This is a genomic window from Pseudoflavonifractor sp. MSJ-30, from assembly GCF_018918045.1.
Taxonomy (GTDB): domain Bacteria; phylum Bacillota; class Clostridia; order Oscillospirales; family Oscillospiraceae; genus Faecousia.
The window spans coordinates 1-15,871 of sequence record NZ_JAHLPU010000063.1 but is presented as its reverse complement, the minus strand read 5'-3'; the positions used below and the strand labels follow the sequence as shown (position 1 = coordinate 15,871).

The following is a 15,871-nucleotide window of genomic DNA, read 5'->3' as shown; positions in this document are numbered from 1 at the left end:
ACCGTTTACATAGACCGTATGCCCGTCTGTTTTCTGAAAAAAATAGCTGCGGGCCTGCTGCTTCAGCAGGAAGGTGACTGTGCCCAGCTCCCAGTCCGGTATGTCCGTTTGGGCGGTTCCCTGACTTTGATTCACCAGGGTAAATTCTGCAATTTTTCCCTTTCCCAGACGTATCAGATATTTTTTATTTCCGGATAGGCCGGTGTGCGGTTGGGCAGACGGCTATGTAAGAATATTTGTATTATCTTGGGTTATTATGGTATGTATTAGCAGCCCAGGGTGGGCGGGCTTGTCCCTCTCTATTGGATTCTGGCCCATTTTAGATGCTCCACTGGGTCGGTCACTCAATTTGCTTTCACAAAAATACGCAATATTTCAGCAATGATTTCCATTATATAACCTTCAAAATCCGGCTTTGCTTAACTCATCCAGCATGCTGGTCCGTCTGGGATATTTTGTTCTCCAACAATCAGCCAAGCCTTTCGCAACCACTTTTCCATCAGGGTATTTCCGAACTTTCTTCAATGTCTGAATGACTGACCAATAGGCCTTCCGATTGTTAGCTCGTCCCATTGCATCTTGCAGATGCGTAACATAAACATTCAGACAACGTTGCCCATATGATTTCTTCAGTAAACGCTCATATCTCTCCAAAGCGTGGATGTCAGTATTCTTCTCAATTGTTTGCATTAGCGCCTCATACAATTGCTCTTGCTCCAGAAGCGAATATACTTGAGAGCGCATTGTTGTACTATTCAATAGACGATCCCGTTCAGCTGTCCATTCTTCTGGTGTCAGCATTGCTTTGAGCTTTAACACATAAACCAAATCATCCTGTCTGAACGCATAAAGGTAGTCTCTCAATTCCTTCAACAGTGACTCCCGGTTGTCTGTCCGTTCATAAATCTCAATCATTTGAGTGCTATACTTTGCCACCAGCCCCGGCAGGTCCTTGTCAATCTCCCGGCTTTCCTCCAGCAGTGCAAGTGCGGTAGCCCAATCACCGCTTTGTTTCGCCTGAGTAATTTTTATTTCACGAATCCTGGGGAGATAGTGGTACTGTGCAAAATATTGTTCTTGCTCCTCCTCGCTCTTCCCTAGCCTCTCCATCCATTTTACTCTGTGGACGATCAAATCTTCCAGACGGTATTGGCTGTTTTCATTCTTTAAGCACTCTTGTATCTGTCGATCCAGAAATGACAGTAATTCCGGTCCAATCCCGTCTTTCCAGGGAGCGTCATAAAGATACTCGTCCAGAAACATTTTGCCAAGATCTAGTGACGCATAATGCACAGTAAACCAGTGGAGTATCTCCCGTTGTTCTTCTAAATCAGCCTGTTCCAAAATCTGTGACCAGGCATCCATGCAGAAGCTGGCCAGTACCGACATGCCACCGTCAGAATCGTCCATATCCTGTTCCACTCCTGTTCGGAATGTCAGCCAACTCAGTTGAAACGCATCCATTGCCTTTCCGGCAAAAAGCAAATCAGGAAGTCGATCATTCATATACTCCACCAGAGCATCACAATACTCTGACGCATCTTCGTAATCAATAAACCCATGCCTATCTGACATGGAATCCGTCAGCTCCTCCAAATCCGCTTCCCACTGATCTTTCTGCGTTTGCGGGAGTTCGTTGGTTGCTGTGAGCTGAATCACCTCTCTTATATGGGAATCGCCTTCCGCAAACCGAATCAGTAAGCTCCGCATCTGTGACTCCGACAATAGCCCCACCAGCGCTTCTACCGTGTACCCGTTCTTTTCTTTCGGAATAGGATTTTGGGCTCCACCCTGCACGGCGCACAATACAGCGGCAAGGTGCTTGCAAGGCGTTCCATCCTCTCCGTAAGGACAATCACAAAAGTAATCGGTAATGCCGTCCCTCGCCTTGTTGAATGTCACAGACACTGTGTAGGTTTCACTGCCCTCTACCTGTGCCGTAACCTCACTATTCCGGCAGTGTAAATCTAAAACACGCCCATCACGATAATAATCCACACCTCGCTGCCAGATATGCGGTGGAAACATATTCTTCCATGGATTGGTCGCCATGTGATTCCCTCCAGTCTCTTTCTATTCATTTGCAAAATATCCGTTTCAAAAAGTGAGCCGCTTACCTACTCTGGCAGGCAAGCGGCTCCTCTCAGCATTCAAGCGGCCGTGCCCCTTACGCCATTGACGGCTGCCGTGCTGTGATATATTCATCAATATCGTTTACAATATAATTTGCGCCTGTGGTATGCAGCGCCTCAAAGCAGGAATAAATGTAGTCCCAAACATGGTATTTGGTGAATAAATCGGACACCTGTTTGCCTGTCATATTCTTTGCCGATTTATACAATTCCGTGCAGTATACCATAAAATCGCCCTGTCTGCTCATAATGCTTCCTCCGGAAATGTGATCGCCCCTGTCTTTCGTTCCTCATCATACATATTGAAGAGCGTCAAAGGGCTGAAATGCCATAGTTTCGTATCCTCCTCTTCCAAAACGGAGTATACCTTGGATTCATAGAATTCTTTCGTAGCAGTTACTTCGTCACATCCGTAGTTCTTAACGATGAGTCCAATGACCTGCGGGACAAGCAGCACCAGCATTGCCTCAAATTTCTTTTGATCCATCAGTATTCCTCCTTCGGAACCGTTCCAATGAATTTCAAAAAGGACAGCCCTTTCTGGGATGTAATCGCCAACTGATTGTACAGCTTCCGAACCTTTAACGCATCTACCGTCTGCTCTTTCGTCAGTACCCCTGTAGTGTAAAGCATGAAAGTCGTGTAGATATTATCATCCGCGACCGGTCCGAAAATATAATCATAGGTCTTTTCCATGAATTTACCTGCTCTGTTGTCTGAAACAAAATCCAGCCATGCTTCATTTGGTTCATCAAACCGCAGGACGGAGCATTCTTTGAATGCTTTTTCTTCATCGATTTCATAAATATTGACGGTCGGGATTCCCTCTTTGCGGCGGTTGGTAACTTTCTTGGCAAAACTGATTGCCTGCACCCTGTTCGTTGTCGTGTAAAAACCAAAACCGAAATCAAGGAAACGGTTCTGAACGATAAGCCTCGGTTCAGATACTGTTAAATTACTTCCATGGTATAGAATCATTGATTATCTCCTCAAAGCCTATATTACATAAAAGCTTTCTTCATAGATATTATATGCGATTATCGAACAGGAAGTCAATAGGAAACTATCTGTTCAAGAATGAATCGAAGGATGCTTGCCATTAGGAAAAACGGTGATCCTATTCGCAACAAACAGACATTATATAGCTCACTCTCGTCCTGTTCAAACAACGGCAGCAATGTCATGGGCTCCAGCCTATTGCCTGCGGGCAGGGATGCATTTCCGTTTTCGTCCGGCCGGAGTACCAGGGCCCTGACCGTCTCCCCTGCCCCGGTTTCCGTTATCCATCCGGAGAACTGCTTTCCTGCCGGGGCGGTTACCGGTTCTTTTCTGCGGAATCGCCTATTGAAAACTGCCGTCTTCTGATATAAAATGGAGGAAAAACACAAAGGAGCACGAAGATGAAAAGCCTTCTGATCAAAGATACCACCGAGGCCCAGCGCCGCGCCATTGTGGAGGAATCTCTGGGGATGCTTGGGTCCTGTGACGACTGCATGGGCGGTCTGGCGGATATGTACGACGACTACATTTACGGAAAGCGGGAGCTGACGGAGATCACCATGTCCTTCCGGACGGCATACACCACAGCCATGAAGGGCCCCCAGCGGTCCGGGTGCGGGTACTAAAGAACGGAGCCCATCCCTTTGTTTCGGGGATGGGCTCCGTTTCTCAGAAAAGGAATTTTAATATCCAAACAACCGGCTGACCACGTTTCCGTCGATGGCGTTCAGGGTCAGCATGGGCGCTGTGGTGAGGTTTGCGCCCTTGTTCATATAGGGCTGGGTGCCGTTCTCATCCTCCCAGTACCAGTCGTAGGTGCCCCAGAAATCCCACACGGGAACGATGGTACCCTGCAGGGAGCCCTTGTCCCGGACGCGCATGAGGGACAGCGATACCTTCGTAATATCCAGGTCCATATAGCTCTTGACCCCGTTGATCTCATCGATCTCCACCAGACTTCTGGCATCGGAGGGGCCGGTGACGACCACGGGCAGCATGGCGTCCGCTATGGCGGCAATTTCATCAAAGGGCATCAGCGCCGTCCGGGTCTCCTGAACGACAGGCTCGCTGCTGGGAGAATTCCAGAAGAAGTACAGAAGCCCTTCCTGCCCCACAACCAGAATGACCCGTTCCATGTTCCAGGAAACGGTGTCCGCGTTGCTCTCCTCCGAGCAGCTGTAGACCCAATACCCATAGTCTGTCACAGGGCCGTCCTGTTCGTCGGGGCCGTTGTATACACGGTCCTCACGGATTCCGGGAAGGGGAATTCCGTCCACGGTGGGCACATAGGAAAGCAGCCATGTTCCTTCGGGATGATCCCGTTTGGTGCCGGGCTGTACATCATCCAGCGCCATATTTGTAAGCCCCAGCTCTTCCATCAGAGAATTTCCCAGAGCAATGGCATCCTCCCTGGATATTTCGCCCCAGTCGTATTTTTCTTCGGGATAACGATACTTGTATTCATGCCGCTGGATAAACGCCGATGTCCAAGAACTGCCCACTTCATTCCGAATGGAAACCTCATATTCCTTTCCGTCCACCGTGGCAGTGCCGCTGACTTCGTTCGGCTCCACGGAATCGGCAAAGCCATGGACGATGGGCGCTTCCTCCGGCGCGGTTGCCAGAAGCTCCGTATAATAGGCAATAATTTCCTGACGGCGCTGCTCCAGCTGCTCCGGGGTCAGTTCCGGGCCGTCCGGGTCTGTCTGCCAATCCGGGGAGCTTACGCGGTCGATCTGATCCTGACACTCCTGCTTTGTCAGCACATAGCCATGGAGCGGATTGCCCTTCAGCAGCACCGAAAACAGCTTGTCCACGTCCTTCTGGGTAAATTCCCTTGGGGTGACGGTGGCGGTGGGCAGCACGGTTCCCAGGTCCGCCACGACGTCCGCGTCCGCGTGGATGGTGAGCCGCCCATCCTGGGCCGTCCAGTCCCCGGTGAATTTCTCCGGGAAGGTGTAATCCTCCGCCTGAGGCTGGCTGCTCTTTTCAATGAGCATAGCCTGGTTGACGCTGGTTTCTGCCGCTGTGTTCTCTGTGTTCGTCCGGGCCGCGCCGCAGCCCGACAGCATTGTCAGCGCCAGAGCGGCGGTCAGCAGACGCATGGGTTTCTTTTTCATAAAAGCACATCCTTTCCTGTTCTTGGGATGGTTCCAGAATACCACAGGTGCGAAAGAAAGAGTTTACCGGCACATTACCGTTTGGTTACGGGTGGGGCAGCGTAATTCTCGCGGTAGTCCCCTGCCCCGGCTGGCTCTCGATTTCCAGCCTTCCGCCGTGAACGGCGGCGATTTCCTTCACCAGAGCCAGCCCCAGGCCGAAGCCGCCGGACTGCTTGCTGCGGGAGGGGTCGCCCATGTAGAAGGGGTCCGTGACCCGGGCAAGGTCCTTCTCCGGAATCCCCCGGCCATGGTCCATGACCGCGAACCCCTTTTGGTCTGCCAGAACCTCGATCACGTCACTGGGGCTGGATGCCTTGGCGCTGTTTTCAATCAGATTCACCAGGGCGCTGCACATAAGGTCACTGTCCATGGAGAAGGTATCCGCATGGCACACCGTTTTCAGAGAAACGCCGTATTTCGCGCAAACCGGCCCCGTGAGGGTTTGTACCCGTTCCAGAAGCTCCGGCGCGGAGCATTCCGAAAGCCTGGCGTTTTTCTGCATGGAGAGCAGGGTCAGCAGCTTTTTCACCATGGTTTCCAGCCAATGGAGCTGGGTATCCATGCTGGCAAGCAGTGCCTCCTGCTTCTCCTCCGGCAGATAGACCGTTTCCAGTGTATTCACATTCAGAAGCAGAGACGTCAGGGGCGTTTTCAGCTCGTGGGTCACAGCCCCGATAAAGAGCTTCTGCCGCTGGTTCTGTTCCCGCAGGGTGTCCACGTGGGTCTCCACCGCCGCGGCCATGCGGTTAAAATTTCCGGCCAGCCTGCCCACCTCGTCCGAGGATTGGACGCTGACCCGCTGGCTGTAGCTGCCGCCTGCGATACGCTCCGCCGCTTGGGTCAGCTCAGAAAGAGGATGAAGCGCCCGGGAGATAATGAGCCGGACTCCCCCCAGGCCCAGCAGTCCGATGGCCAGGGCCAGCAGCGCGAACCGCCCGCTGAGCTGCCAGAGCTGGGCATAGATATGGTCTGCGTCCTCCACCAGGTATATCCTGCACGTTTTTTCCCGGATGTCCAGGGCCTTGCCCAGAATCAGGAAATGCTTTCCCTGAACATAGGCCCTGGCCGATGTGGTCGTCCAATTGGAAACGTCCAGGTATTCCTCCGGCGCAATGGGCGTGGCAGCGTACAGGCATTTCCCATCTACGAACAGGGCACTCCCGGGAACACCGCAGCTGCGGAAATTATAGGTCAAAAAAACTTCCAAAGCGGTCCCACTCTCCGGATGATCCCGGTAGGTGGATTGTTGAAATTCGGAAGTAAGCTCCGCTAACGTCTTTTCCGTACTCTCCAGGAGCATGTCGTAAGACTGCGCCCGGACCTGCCAGAGCATGGCCGCCGTCAGGCTTACCGCCACCAGAAGCAGCAGCGCCGCGCAGAGCGCCGTCAGTTTTGTTCTCAGTCTCATCGTTCCTCCAACCGGTATCCGGCCTTGGAAATGGTACGGATTGCCTCGGAAAGATTCAGCTTTTTCCGCAGATTGGCAACACGGACGTCCACCGTGCGGATATCCCCGAAGTAATCCTGCCCCCAGATCTCATTCAGAATGCGCTCCCGGGATACCGTGCGGTTCTTGTTCTTCATCAGCACCGCCAGCACATCAAATTCCAACGGCGGCAAACAGATTTCTTCCCCCTTCCGGGTCAGGCGGCGGTTGCCCTTGTCCAGGGTAAGGTCCCGGAAATGGTAGATCTCGTGGAGCTTCCCCCTGCGGCTGAGGACCTTTTCCATACGCACCATCAGGGCCAGCATGTCAAAGGGCTTGGCGATATAGTCCTCCGCACCGCCCCGCAGGCCCTGAACTTCATGGCCCGGGTCCCCCATGGCCGTCAGGCAGATCACGGGAATGCCGTATTCCCGCAGCTTCGGCAGCAGCGCAAAGCCGTCGATCCCCGGCAGCATCATGTCCAGCAGCGCCAGGTCATAGTCGTGGTTATCCCGCAGAGCGTCCCATGCGGTCTGTCCGTTGTCAAAGACCGTGACTTCATATTCCGCGCACTCCAGATTCAGCTGCACCGCCTGAGCTATGGCGGCATCGTCCTCGATCATCACAATTCGGTTTCCCATAGGCTCGCCTCCTCTTTGTTCTCTCCATTATAGCACAACGGGACAGGGACGTGTTTACCAAAATATTATTGTTTGCCCGAAATGCAAAAAAGCAGAGGACGATGGATCCATCATCCTCTGCATAACAGGGAAAATCAGTTTATCCGGCTTCCCTCAAAATACACCGCCGCAGGCAGTACGTTCATCATTTCCTCGGGGGCAACCTCAAAAAGGTTCTCGTCGTACACATTGAAGTTGGCGTTCTTGCCGACCTCCAGAGAACCGGTGCGGTCGTCCAGACGCATCTGGATGGCGCCGTTGCGGGTATAGCCCCGGAGCAGATCCTCCAGAGAGAGCTTGGAGCTTTCGCTTTCCCGCATAACGCCTTCGCCGTAAACGCCCTCCGGGTCAATACGGGTCATGGCTGTCTGCATACCGAAGTAGGGATTGCCCCGGTTTTCCTCGTACATGGAGTAGATGTCGGAGCCGAAGGTCACAATGGCCCCGCTCCCGATCAGAGGGTTGAACTTGTACATATCGTCATACCGCTCCTGCCCCATGTATTTCAGGGACGCGTCACCGAAGTAACCGCCGGTCCAGTGGGGCGTCCAGTTCACGATGATACCCAGCTGCTGGGGACGGTCGTAGTCCGCCGGGTTGATATACTCGCAGTGGCACATCTCCACCTGAATGTTCAGAGGCCCGACCTCCTGAATCAGAGCCTCCGTGGCATCGCAGACCTGCCGGAAGGCCAGGTCTCCCACCATGTGGAAGTGGACATCGATGCCCTCTTCATTGCATCTTCTCAGCGTGTTGACGGTTTGCTCCAGATCCATCAGAAGAAAGCCCTTCTGGGATTCGTCCGTGATCCAGCCGTCCACCAGAGCGGCATCGCCCAGCTCGTTGGTGCCGTCGTAGAAGATCTTGATGGTGTCCACATAGACCCGGTCCGTGCCATAGGTCTCGTTCAGCCGGTGAACCTCGGAAATGGCGTTCTCCAACCCGGAATAATCGTACATCCGATAGGAGAACTCATAGTACATATTGAGTTTTCCAGCCTTGTCCATGTCGGAGACGGTCTTTACATGGGCGTCGTCCAACACGCAGGCATCCATAACGGCCGTAACGCCCCAGGACTTGAAATCGTCCAGAACGGGGGTCAGATTCTCCTCATTCACCTCCTCGGCCGGGGTGAAGCCGGTTTTTTCATAGAGATTTCCAATATAGTTCTGCCAGACGAATTCCCGGATCCAGCCGGTGTATTCCCCTTCGCTATTCGTCATGAATTCCTTGTCGGCTTCGGAGATCACACCCTCGTCAAAAGCGCCGATCAGCTCCAGAAAACGGGTGTTGACCCAGCAGGCGTGGTCGGAGAAGTCCTCAATCAGGATGGCCCGGTCGCTGACCACTTCATCGATCCACTCTCTTCTGGGGCCGTTCTCGTCGAAGAGGTTGGAGGGGTAGTACTCAAAGTAAATATAGGGGTACTCCTCGGCGGAGTGGGTATCACAGAAGTCCTTGACGAAAGCCAGAATCTCCTCCTGGGTATCGCAGTCCGCGGGCATATCCGTGTACCAGGCAGTGGTGGCCACGATGCCGGGGTGGGAATGGGAATCGATCAGATTGGGGGTAATCATCTTCCCTTCCAGATTTGTTACCTCGGTGCCCTCACCGATATAAGCCTGAGCGCCTTCTGCGCTTCCAACATAAATAATTTTACCATCCCGGACGGCCATAGCCTCCGCGACAGTGTTTTCGGCATCCTCCGTATAGATCACCGCGCCTGTGTAGACGGCGTCGGCGGCGGGGACGGCCGGGGCGGTTTCTGTGGCTTCCGTCTGCGCGGGGGCGGAATTCCCGCCGCAGGCGGCAAGGTTCAGGGCGATGACGAAAGTCATCAGGATCAGCAGCATTCTCTTCATTTTTTTACTCCTTCCAAACAAAAAAGACGGGCGTATTCCTACACCCGTCCAAATCGCAGAAAAGAGTCCTTTCTATAACAGAAATCGCTTCTTATTGACCATTTTATAAGGTGTAGTAAATACAACTTTACAAAACCGAGCTTTTAACTCAGTCAATAAGGGTGAATACCCTTCCGCATTCCACTAAACGCGGTTCTTGTCTCTTCGACAAGTTTTCGGCATTTGACCCGGCCGTCCGTGTAGCCTAGGCTTAAAAAAGCGGTCAATTTCTGTTACAAAAGCAACGCGTGTATTATAACGGTTTTTTCTGAAAATGCAAGTCTTTTTTCAAAAATATAAAACTATTGTTTTTCCGACGGGAAGGCCGTATAATGAGAAAGAAGAGCCGCCCATGTGATCGGCGGCAAAATTGGGAGCAGAATACAGGAGGAGACAAAATGGAATACAGAGAATTGGGCAAAACCGGGATGCGTATTTCCCGGCTGGGCTTCGGCGGTATCCCCATTCAGCGCATTGACGCGGAGGGGACAAAATCGCTGATCCGCAAACTCATGGAAGCGGGCGTTAACTACATCGATACCGCCCGGGGCTACACCGTCAGTGAGGAATATCTGGGCTATGCCCTGGAGGGCGTTCGGGACAAATTCATCCTGGCTACCAAGGGCCGGGGGCTGACCCGGGAGGCTATGGAGGCAGACGTGGCCACCAGCCTGCGGAATCTGCGCACAGACTACATTGACCTTTACCAGTTTCACAACCCCTCCATGGAAAATCTGGAGAAGATCACTGCCCCCGGCGGCGCGTTGGAGGCACTGCAGGCCGCAAAAGCTGCCGGAACCGTCCGCCACATCGGCCTGACCGCCCACTCCGCGGAGGTTTTTGAAAAAGCCCTGACTCTGGACTGGGTGGAGACCGTCATGTTCCCCTACAACATCGTGGAAAATCAGGGCGCGGCGCTGATGGAGAAATGCGTGGAAAAAGGCATCGGCTTTATCTGCATGAAGCCCCTGGCGGGGGGCGCCATCGATGACGCCACTCTGGCCCTGCGCTATATTGTTCAGAATCCCGCCGTCACCGTGGTCATCCCCGGCATGGCGGAGCCCAAGGAACTGGAGCAGAATCTGGCCGCCGTCAGCAATACCGCGCCCCTTTCGGATGCCGAACTTGCGAAAATCCAGGCGCTGCGGGATTCTCTGGGCACCCAGTTTTGCCGCCGGTGCAATTACTGCGCTCCCTGCACGGTTGGTATCCAGATCCCCCAACTGTTTGTGTTGGAGGGCTATCTGACCCGCTACGGGCTGGCCGACTGGGCCAAGGGCCGCTATCCCACAGAGGGCAAAGCATCCGATTGTGTGGAATGCGGCGCCTGCGAAAGCCGCTGCCCCTATCACCTGCCCATCCGGGATATGATGAAGCGTGTGGCCCGGGAGTTTGAGGGGTAAACGTACAGTTCAACAAAAAAGGGACGATTCCCACATCGCCCCGAGGCCCGGTGGATAAGAGCCGCACTTTCAGGCTGCGCAGCTCTGCTGACCGGGTTTCGGGCCGAAACAGGAATCGTCCCTCGCATTTTCTTTACTTGATTACCCGCACCCGCAGGACGCCTTCGATATTCCGCAGGCCCTCCACCACGCTTTCCGATGGCTTGTGATCCAGGTCCAGCATGGTGTAGGCGTATTCTCCCCGGCTCTTGTTCATCAGTCCGGCGATGTTCACATTCTCACCGGCCATGGCGGTGGTGAACCGGCCCAGAGAGTTGGGGATGTTTTTATGCAGAATGGTAATCCGCCCCTGGCTGGCGCAGATGCCCATATCGCAGTTGGGGAAATTTACGGAATTCACGATATTGCCGTTTTCCAGATAATTCATTATCTGGGTCACGGCCATTTTGGCACAGTTGTCCTCGGATTCCTCCGTAGAGGCCCCCAGATGAGGTATGGCGATACACCCCGGCATTTTCGCCGTCTTCTCGTTGGGGAAATCCGTAATGTAACGCTTGACCTTTCCGGAGGCCAAAGCCTCGGCCATGGCGTCGTCATCCACCAGCAGATCCCGGGCGAAGTTCAGGATAATCACGCCGTCCTTCATTTTGCCGATGGTCTCCCCGTTGATCATCTTTTTGGTGTCCTCCAGCAGGGGTGTGTGCAGAGAGATCACGTCACAGGTGGCGAAGATCTCCTCCCGGCTGTTGACCCGGTGAATCTGGCTGTCCAGGTGCCAGGCGGCGTCAATGGAGATAAAGGGGTCGCAGCCGTAGACCTGCATTCCCAGTTTCCGGGCGGCGTTGGCAAAGGGGCCGCCTACCGCGCCCAGACCCACAACACCCAGCTTCTGCCCCAAAATTTCGTGACCGGCGAACTGGGACTTGCCCTTCTCCACCTGCTTGGCGATATCAGCCGTACCGGCAATGGACTTCACCCACTCGATGCCGCCCACAATGTCCCGGCAGCCCAGCAGCAGACCGCAGAGAGTCAGCTCCATGACGCTGCGGGCATTGGCTCCGGGGGTGTTGAACACCACAATGCCCTGCTCGGCGCACCGGTCCAGAGGAATATTATTGACCCCCGCTCCCGCTCTGGCAACGGCCAGAAGATTGGGAGAAAAAACCATGTCGTGCATGGCGGCGCTTCTGACCAGCAGCGCGTCCGCATCCTCGATTCTTTCGGAGACCCGATAGTTCTCCGTCCAGAGAGCCGTTCCCTTGGGGGATATCTTATTCAAATAGTTGACCTGAAACATATCCTTCTCCCTCTCAGAGTTTCTCTTCAAAATCCGCCATGAATTCCGTCAGCTTCCTGACACCCTCGATGGGCATGGCATTGTAGATGCTGGCCCGCATACCGCCGACGCTGCGGTGGCCCTTCAGATTCACAAAGCCCGCCTGGGCCGCTTCTGCCACAAATCGGGCGTCCAGCTCCGGGTTTCCGGTGACAAAGGTCACGTTCATCACAGAGCGGTCCTTTTTGACCACCTGATTGTGGAAGACTCTGCTGGAATCCAGATAGTCGTAGAGAATGGCCGCTTTCTCCTGATTTCGTTTCCCCATGGCCTCCAGACCGCCAATTCCCAGCAGCCACTTGAAGACCTTGCCGCAGATATAAATGCTGTAGGCAGGGGGTGTATTGTACATGGACCCGGCATCGGCGTGGGTCTTGTAGCGCAGCATGGTGGGGGTGCCGGGCAGCACATCCTCCCGGATCAAGTCTTCCCGAATAATGGCAATGACCACGCCCGCGGGGCCTACATTTTTCTGCGCTCCGCCGTAGAGCATGCCGTAATCCGTCACCGTAACCGGCTCACTGAGAAAGCAGGAGGAGACGTCCGCAACCAGGGGCTTTCCCTTGGTATTGGGCAGGGTCTTGAACTTGGTGCCGTAAATGGTGTTGTTCTCGCAGATGTACACATAGTCGCTGTTCTCCGCAATGGGCAGATCCGAGCAGTCGGGAATGTAAGTGAAATTCTTATCCTCGGAGGACGCGACGGCGTTGGCCGTGCCGAACAGCTTTGCCTCTTTCCATGCCTTTTTCGCAAACTGGCCGGTGACGATATAGTCCGCCACACGGTTCTGCATCAGGTTCATGGGTACCATGGCAAACTGCTGACTGGCGCCGCCCTGTAAAAACAGGACCTTGTAGTTATCGGGAATGCCCATAAGGCAGCGAAGATCCGCCTCTGCCTCGTCAATAATCTTCTGATAGGGCTTGGAACGGTGGCTCATCTCCATAACGGACATACCGGTGCCCCGGTAGTCCATCATTTCGGCGGCGGCTTCCTGCAAAACGGGCTCCGGCAGCACGCCGGGACCGGCGGAAAAATTATAGACTCTTGCCATACAGCATACTCCTTTATTTCAGCAGGCGGTCCATCAGGCGGCAGCCGTGGGGTTCAAAGTCCCCGGTCAGTGCCGCCTCGGCCTCGGTAAATTTTGCTCTCTTTTTCTCCTGCCGGGTGGAATCATACAGCAGGAACGGAACCGGCTCTCCGGTATGGGTCCGCAGGCGGATGGGGGTGGGATGATCCGGCAGGATCAGCATCCGGTATTCCTCCCCGGAATCGTCCAGGGCCTTTTTCAGCGGGGCGATCAGACGGCTGTCCAGATACTCAATGGACTTGACCTTGGCGTCCACCAAACCCTGGTGCCCCATTTCGTCCGGAGCCTCTACATGGACATAGACAAAGTCATTGCCGTCCTCCAGCAGCGCCCTGGCAGCCGCGGCGGCTTTGCCTTCGTAATTGGTATCAATGGACCCGGTAGCGCCGGGCACCTGGTAGACCTGCATCCCGGCTCCTACGGCGATGCCCTTCAGCAGGTCCACCGCCGAGATCATGGCGCCCTTCAGGCCGGTCTTCTCCCGGAAATTGCGCAGACTGGGCTTGGTGCCCGCGCCCCAGAACCAGAGAGAGTTTGCCTTGCGCTTCCCTGCCGCCGCCCGGGCCAGATTCAGGGGATGGTCGTTCAGAATGGAGTAGCTCGCTTCCATCATTTCCCGCAGCATGGGCTCCTTGGGCAGCCACCGGCCAATCTTATCTCCCAGATGGTCGTGGGGCGGCTCCAGGGGCACAACCTTTCCGTGCTTCCATACCATAATATGCCGGTAGCTGGTGCCGGTGTAGAAACGCACGGTATCGGAATCGAACTTCTCCCGAATGGCGTCCATCAGGATGTCCGCGTCCGCCGTGGCGATTTCGCCGGAGCTGTGGTCCAGAATGGTCTTTTCCGCATAGGGTTCCTCTTCCGTTACCGTGACGATGTTGCAGCGGAAAATCACATCGTCCGGCTCCATGGAGACGCCCACACTCAGAGCCTCCAGGGGAGATCGTCCTGAATAACACTCCGCCGGGTCATATCCCAGCACAGAAAGATTGGCGACGTCAGAGCCGGGGGCCATGCCTTCCGGCACGTTCTGGGTCAGGCCCATGTGTCCCATTCCGGCCAATGCATCCATACAGGGCGTATTGGCATAGTCCAGGGGGGTCTTGCCGCCAAGAGAGGCAATGGGCTCATCCGCCATGCCGTCTCCCAAAATGACAACGTATTTCAAGATGTACTCTCTCCCTTCCCGCACCGGCATTTTTCGCCGGCGCTGATGATTTTCCCTATCATAGCACTAGACAATTCAGAATGCAATATGAATTTTTCAAAATGTGAAGATTCATTTTTATTTTGTATATGTGCATATAATCAGAAATAATTTGGCGGCAGGGCGTATTTTTGCAAAACAGGAGGGCAGCAACCTCGCCGCCCTCCTGTATAGACCTTACCGAAAGAATTGCTTCACCGCAGCCCAACCGCAAAAACAATCAAGGCCCAGACGGCCATCGCTGCCCAGCCGAAGCGTCTTCCGACCAACTCCAGTTCGGATGGCTCCGCGTCGTAGGCATTGCTGACCCGGAAGGACAGCCGCAGATAAAACAGCTCATCCGCAAACAAAACGGAACCCGCGTTGACCGCGCAGAAGAACAGGCCCGCAAACCAGCTGAGCCAGGTGCCCTTATGCGTCAGCTTTGGCCCCTTTGCCAGACTCAGGATATCGTAAACCGTAGGCTTCACGGGGTCATTGGGCGTCCTGTCCGAATTCCATTCCTGTCCATCTCCGTACCAATACCCGCCGAAACTGTGCACAGTGCCGTCCTCGTTATACAGCCAGTACATTTCTCCGTCGAATTCGTACCGTCCGCGGAACAAAAGGGTGTTTCCATCGTAAATGTCCACCCCGTCCCCATTTTCCTGCCCACGAACCGTATAGGGGCCATAGGTCTTACTGCCATGCCGGAAGAGGACTTCCCCATCCTCAGACACCGTAAACTCTGCCGTCTCGCCGCCTATTTTTCCGGAATAAACCGTTGCCCCATGTTCCTGATGCACGGTCAGAATGGCGTCCCTATAAGAAAAGCCGTCCCGGGAAATGGTTTTGATGTAAAACGGAAGAAACACCACAGGCAAAACAAGCATAAGGATCAGAACGATTTTGGAATAGACATCCAACGCCTTGAATCTTTCCATAAAAGCAGCCTCCTTTTGTAATTGGGGGTCTGTGAATACTATATGATAAAGCGTTTCAAATGTCAATTCCGGGGCACGAAACAGATGCGTTCTGAATTTTGTAAAACGCAGGTTACCCCCGTCCCGCGGGGTACAACATCGAAGCAATCAGAAAAAACGAACACGGCTATACCGTCGGTACCCGGACCGATGAGGGCATCGGCCCCTACAAGTAACAACGTGCGTTTTCAGCGTAGGGGGCGATGCCCACATCGCCCCGTGGGGTACGATACCGGAGCGGTCAGGTAAAACGGACACGTTCGTACCGTCAGCCTCCGGGCCGATGAAGGCATCGGCCCCTACGTTTTATGGATCCAGAACGCATGCATCGTAGGGGCGATGCCTACATCGCCCCGCGGGGTGAGACCTCAGAACGGTCAGAAAAACGGATGCGGCTGTACTTTTGATGCCCACACGGAATACACCGGATTTGGGGCTGCCGCATCTGCCGCGGCATGAAAAAAGAGACCTGCAAAAGCAGATCTCTTTTTATGGAGCGGGTGACGAGGCTCGAACTCGCTACCTCCACCTTGGCAAGGTGGCGCTCTACCGGATGAGCTACACCCG

At 54.3% G+C, this 15,871-nt stretch carries 14 protein-coding genes; 2 read left to right on the top strand and 12 right to left on the bottom strand.

Going from position 1 to position 15,871, the window contains the following annotated elements; translation table 11 throughout:
* Nucleotides 1-402 precede the first annotated feature (402 nt).
* The 4 genes from KQI10_RS10200 to KQI10_RS10185 all read right to left on the bottom strand — a co-directional run bounded on the left by KQI10_RS10200 (nucleotide 403) and on the right by KQI10_RS10185 (nucleotide 3,110).
* Entirely contained in the window at nucleotides 403-2,052 is a 1,650-nt protein-coding gene (locus tag KQI10_RS10200; RefSeq protein WP_216567300.1) for an SWIM zinc finger domain-containing protein, read from the bottom strand.
* 115 nt (nucleotides 2,053-2,167) lie between these two features.
* A complete protein-coding gene (locus KQI10_RS10195) occupies nucleotides 2,168-2,380 on the bottom strand; it encodes a DUF3791 domain-containing protein (protein WP_216567299.1) in 213 nt (70 codons plus the stop codon).
* Complete coding sequence (locus KQI10_RS10190) at nucleotides 2,377-2,619, bottom strand: hypothetical protein (protein ID WP_216567298.1); 243 nt, start codon at nucleotides 2,617-2,619, stop codon at nucleotides 2,377-2,379. Before KQI10_RS10190 ends, KQI10_RS10195 begins: the two co-directional genes overlap by 4 nt.
* Nucleotides 2,619-3,110 (bottom strand): DUF3990 domain-containing protein, encoded by a 492-nt coding sequence (locus KQI10_RS10185; RefSeq protein WP_216567297.1) that lies wholly within the window; start codon nucleotides 3,108-3,110, stop codon nucleotides 2,619-2,621. Before KQI10_RS10185 ends, KQI10_RS10190 begins: the two co-directional genes overlap by 1 nt.
* A 422-nt stretch (nucleotides 3,111-3,532) precedes the next feature.
* On the opposite strand from KQI10_RS10185, the gene KQI10_RS10180 reads away from it, so the two are divergent.
* The gene (locus tag KQI10_RS10180) at nucleotides 3,533-3,757 is read left to right on the top strand and encodes a purine biosynthesis protein PurH (protein WP_216567296.1); all 225 of its coding nucleotides are present in this window, start codon (nucleotides 3,533-3,535) and stop codon (nucleotides 3,755-3,757) included.
* A gap of 57 nt (nucleotides 3,758-3,814) precedes the next feature.
* Here KQI10_RS10180 and KQI10_RS10175 read toward each other — a convergent pair whose 3' ends face one another.
* The 4 genes from KQI10_RS10175 to KQI10_RS10160 all read right to left on the bottom strand — a co-directional run bounded on the left by KQI10_RS10175 (nucleotide 3,815) and on the right by KQI10_RS10160 (nucleotide 9,261).
* A complete protein-coding gene (locus tag KQI10_RS10175; protein WP_216567295.1) occupies nucleotides 3,815-5,251 on the bottom strand; it encodes a DUF6034 family protein in 1,437 nt (478 codons plus the stop codon).
* Nucleotides 5,252-5,336: 85 nt separating this feature from the next.
* Nucleotides 5,337-6,701, bottom strand: a complete 1,365-nt coding sequence (locus KQI10_RS10170) for a cell wall metabolism sensor histidine kinase WalK (protein ID WP_216567294.1) — start codon at nucleotides 6,699-6,701, stop codon at nucleotides 5,337-5,339.
* Nucleotides 6,698-7,360 (bottom strand): response regulator transcription factor, encoded by a 663-nt coding sequence (locus tag KQI10_RS10165; protein ID WP_216567293.1) that lies wholly within the window; start codon nucleotides 7,358-7,360, stop codon nucleotides 6,698-6,700. Before KQI10_RS10165 ends, KQI10_RS10170 begins: the two co-directional genes overlap by 4 nt.
* Before the next feature lie 134 nt (nucleotides 7,361-7,494).
* The gene (locus KQI10_RS10160) at nucleotides 7,495-9,261 is read right to left on the bottom strand and encodes an amidohydrolase (RefSeq protein WP_216567292.1); all 1,767 of its coding nucleotides are present in this window, start codon (nucleotides 9,259-9,261) and stop codon (nucleotides 7,495-7,497) included.
* 437 nt (nucleotides 9,262-9,698) lie between these two features.
* On the opposite strand from KQI10_RS10160, the gene KQI10_RS10155 reads away from it, so the two are divergent.
* A complete protein-coding gene (locus tag KQI10_RS10155; RefSeq protein ID WP_216567291.1) occupies nucleotides 9,699-10,703 on the top strand; it encodes an aldo/keto reductase in 1,005 nt (334 codons plus the stop codon).
* 133 nt (nucleotides 10,704-10,836) lie between these two features.
* Here KQI10_RS10155 and KQI10_RS10150 read toward each other — a convergent pair whose 3' ends face one another.
* The 4 genes from KQI10_RS10150 to KQI10_RS10135 form a co-directional block, all read right to left on the bottom strand.
* On the bottom strand, nucleotides 10,837-12,000 hold the full coding sequence (locus KQI10_RS10150; RefSeq protein WP_216567290.1) for a phosphoglycerate dehydrogenase: 1,164 nt from the start codon (nucleotides 11,998-12,000) through the stop codon (nucleotides 10,837-10,839).
* A gap of 13 nt (nucleotides 12,001-12,013) precedes the next feature.
* A complete protein-coding gene (serC, locus tag KQI10_RS10145) occupies nucleotides 12,014-13,093 on the bottom strand; it encodes a 3-phosphoserine/phosphohydroxythreonine transaminase (protein ID WP_216567289.1) in 1,080 nt (359 codons plus the stop codon).
* A 13-nt stretch (nucleotides 13,094-13,106) separates the two neighbouring features.
* Nucleotides 13,107-14,303: a cofactor-independent phosphoglycerate mutase gene (locus KQI10_RS10140; protein ID WP_216567288.1), complete on the bottom strand. Its 1,197-nt coding sequence runs from the start codon at nucleotides 14,301-14,303 to the stop codon at nucleotides 13,107-13,109.
* Nucleotides 14,304-14,536: 233 nt separating this feature from the next.
* Nucleotides 14,537-15,265, bottom strand: coding sequence for a hypothetical protein (locus KQI10_RS10135; protein WP_216567287.1), 729 nt, complete (start codon nucleotides 15,263-15,265; stop codon nucleotides 14,537-14,539).
* Nucleotides 15,266-15,871 lie beyond the last annotated feature (606 nt).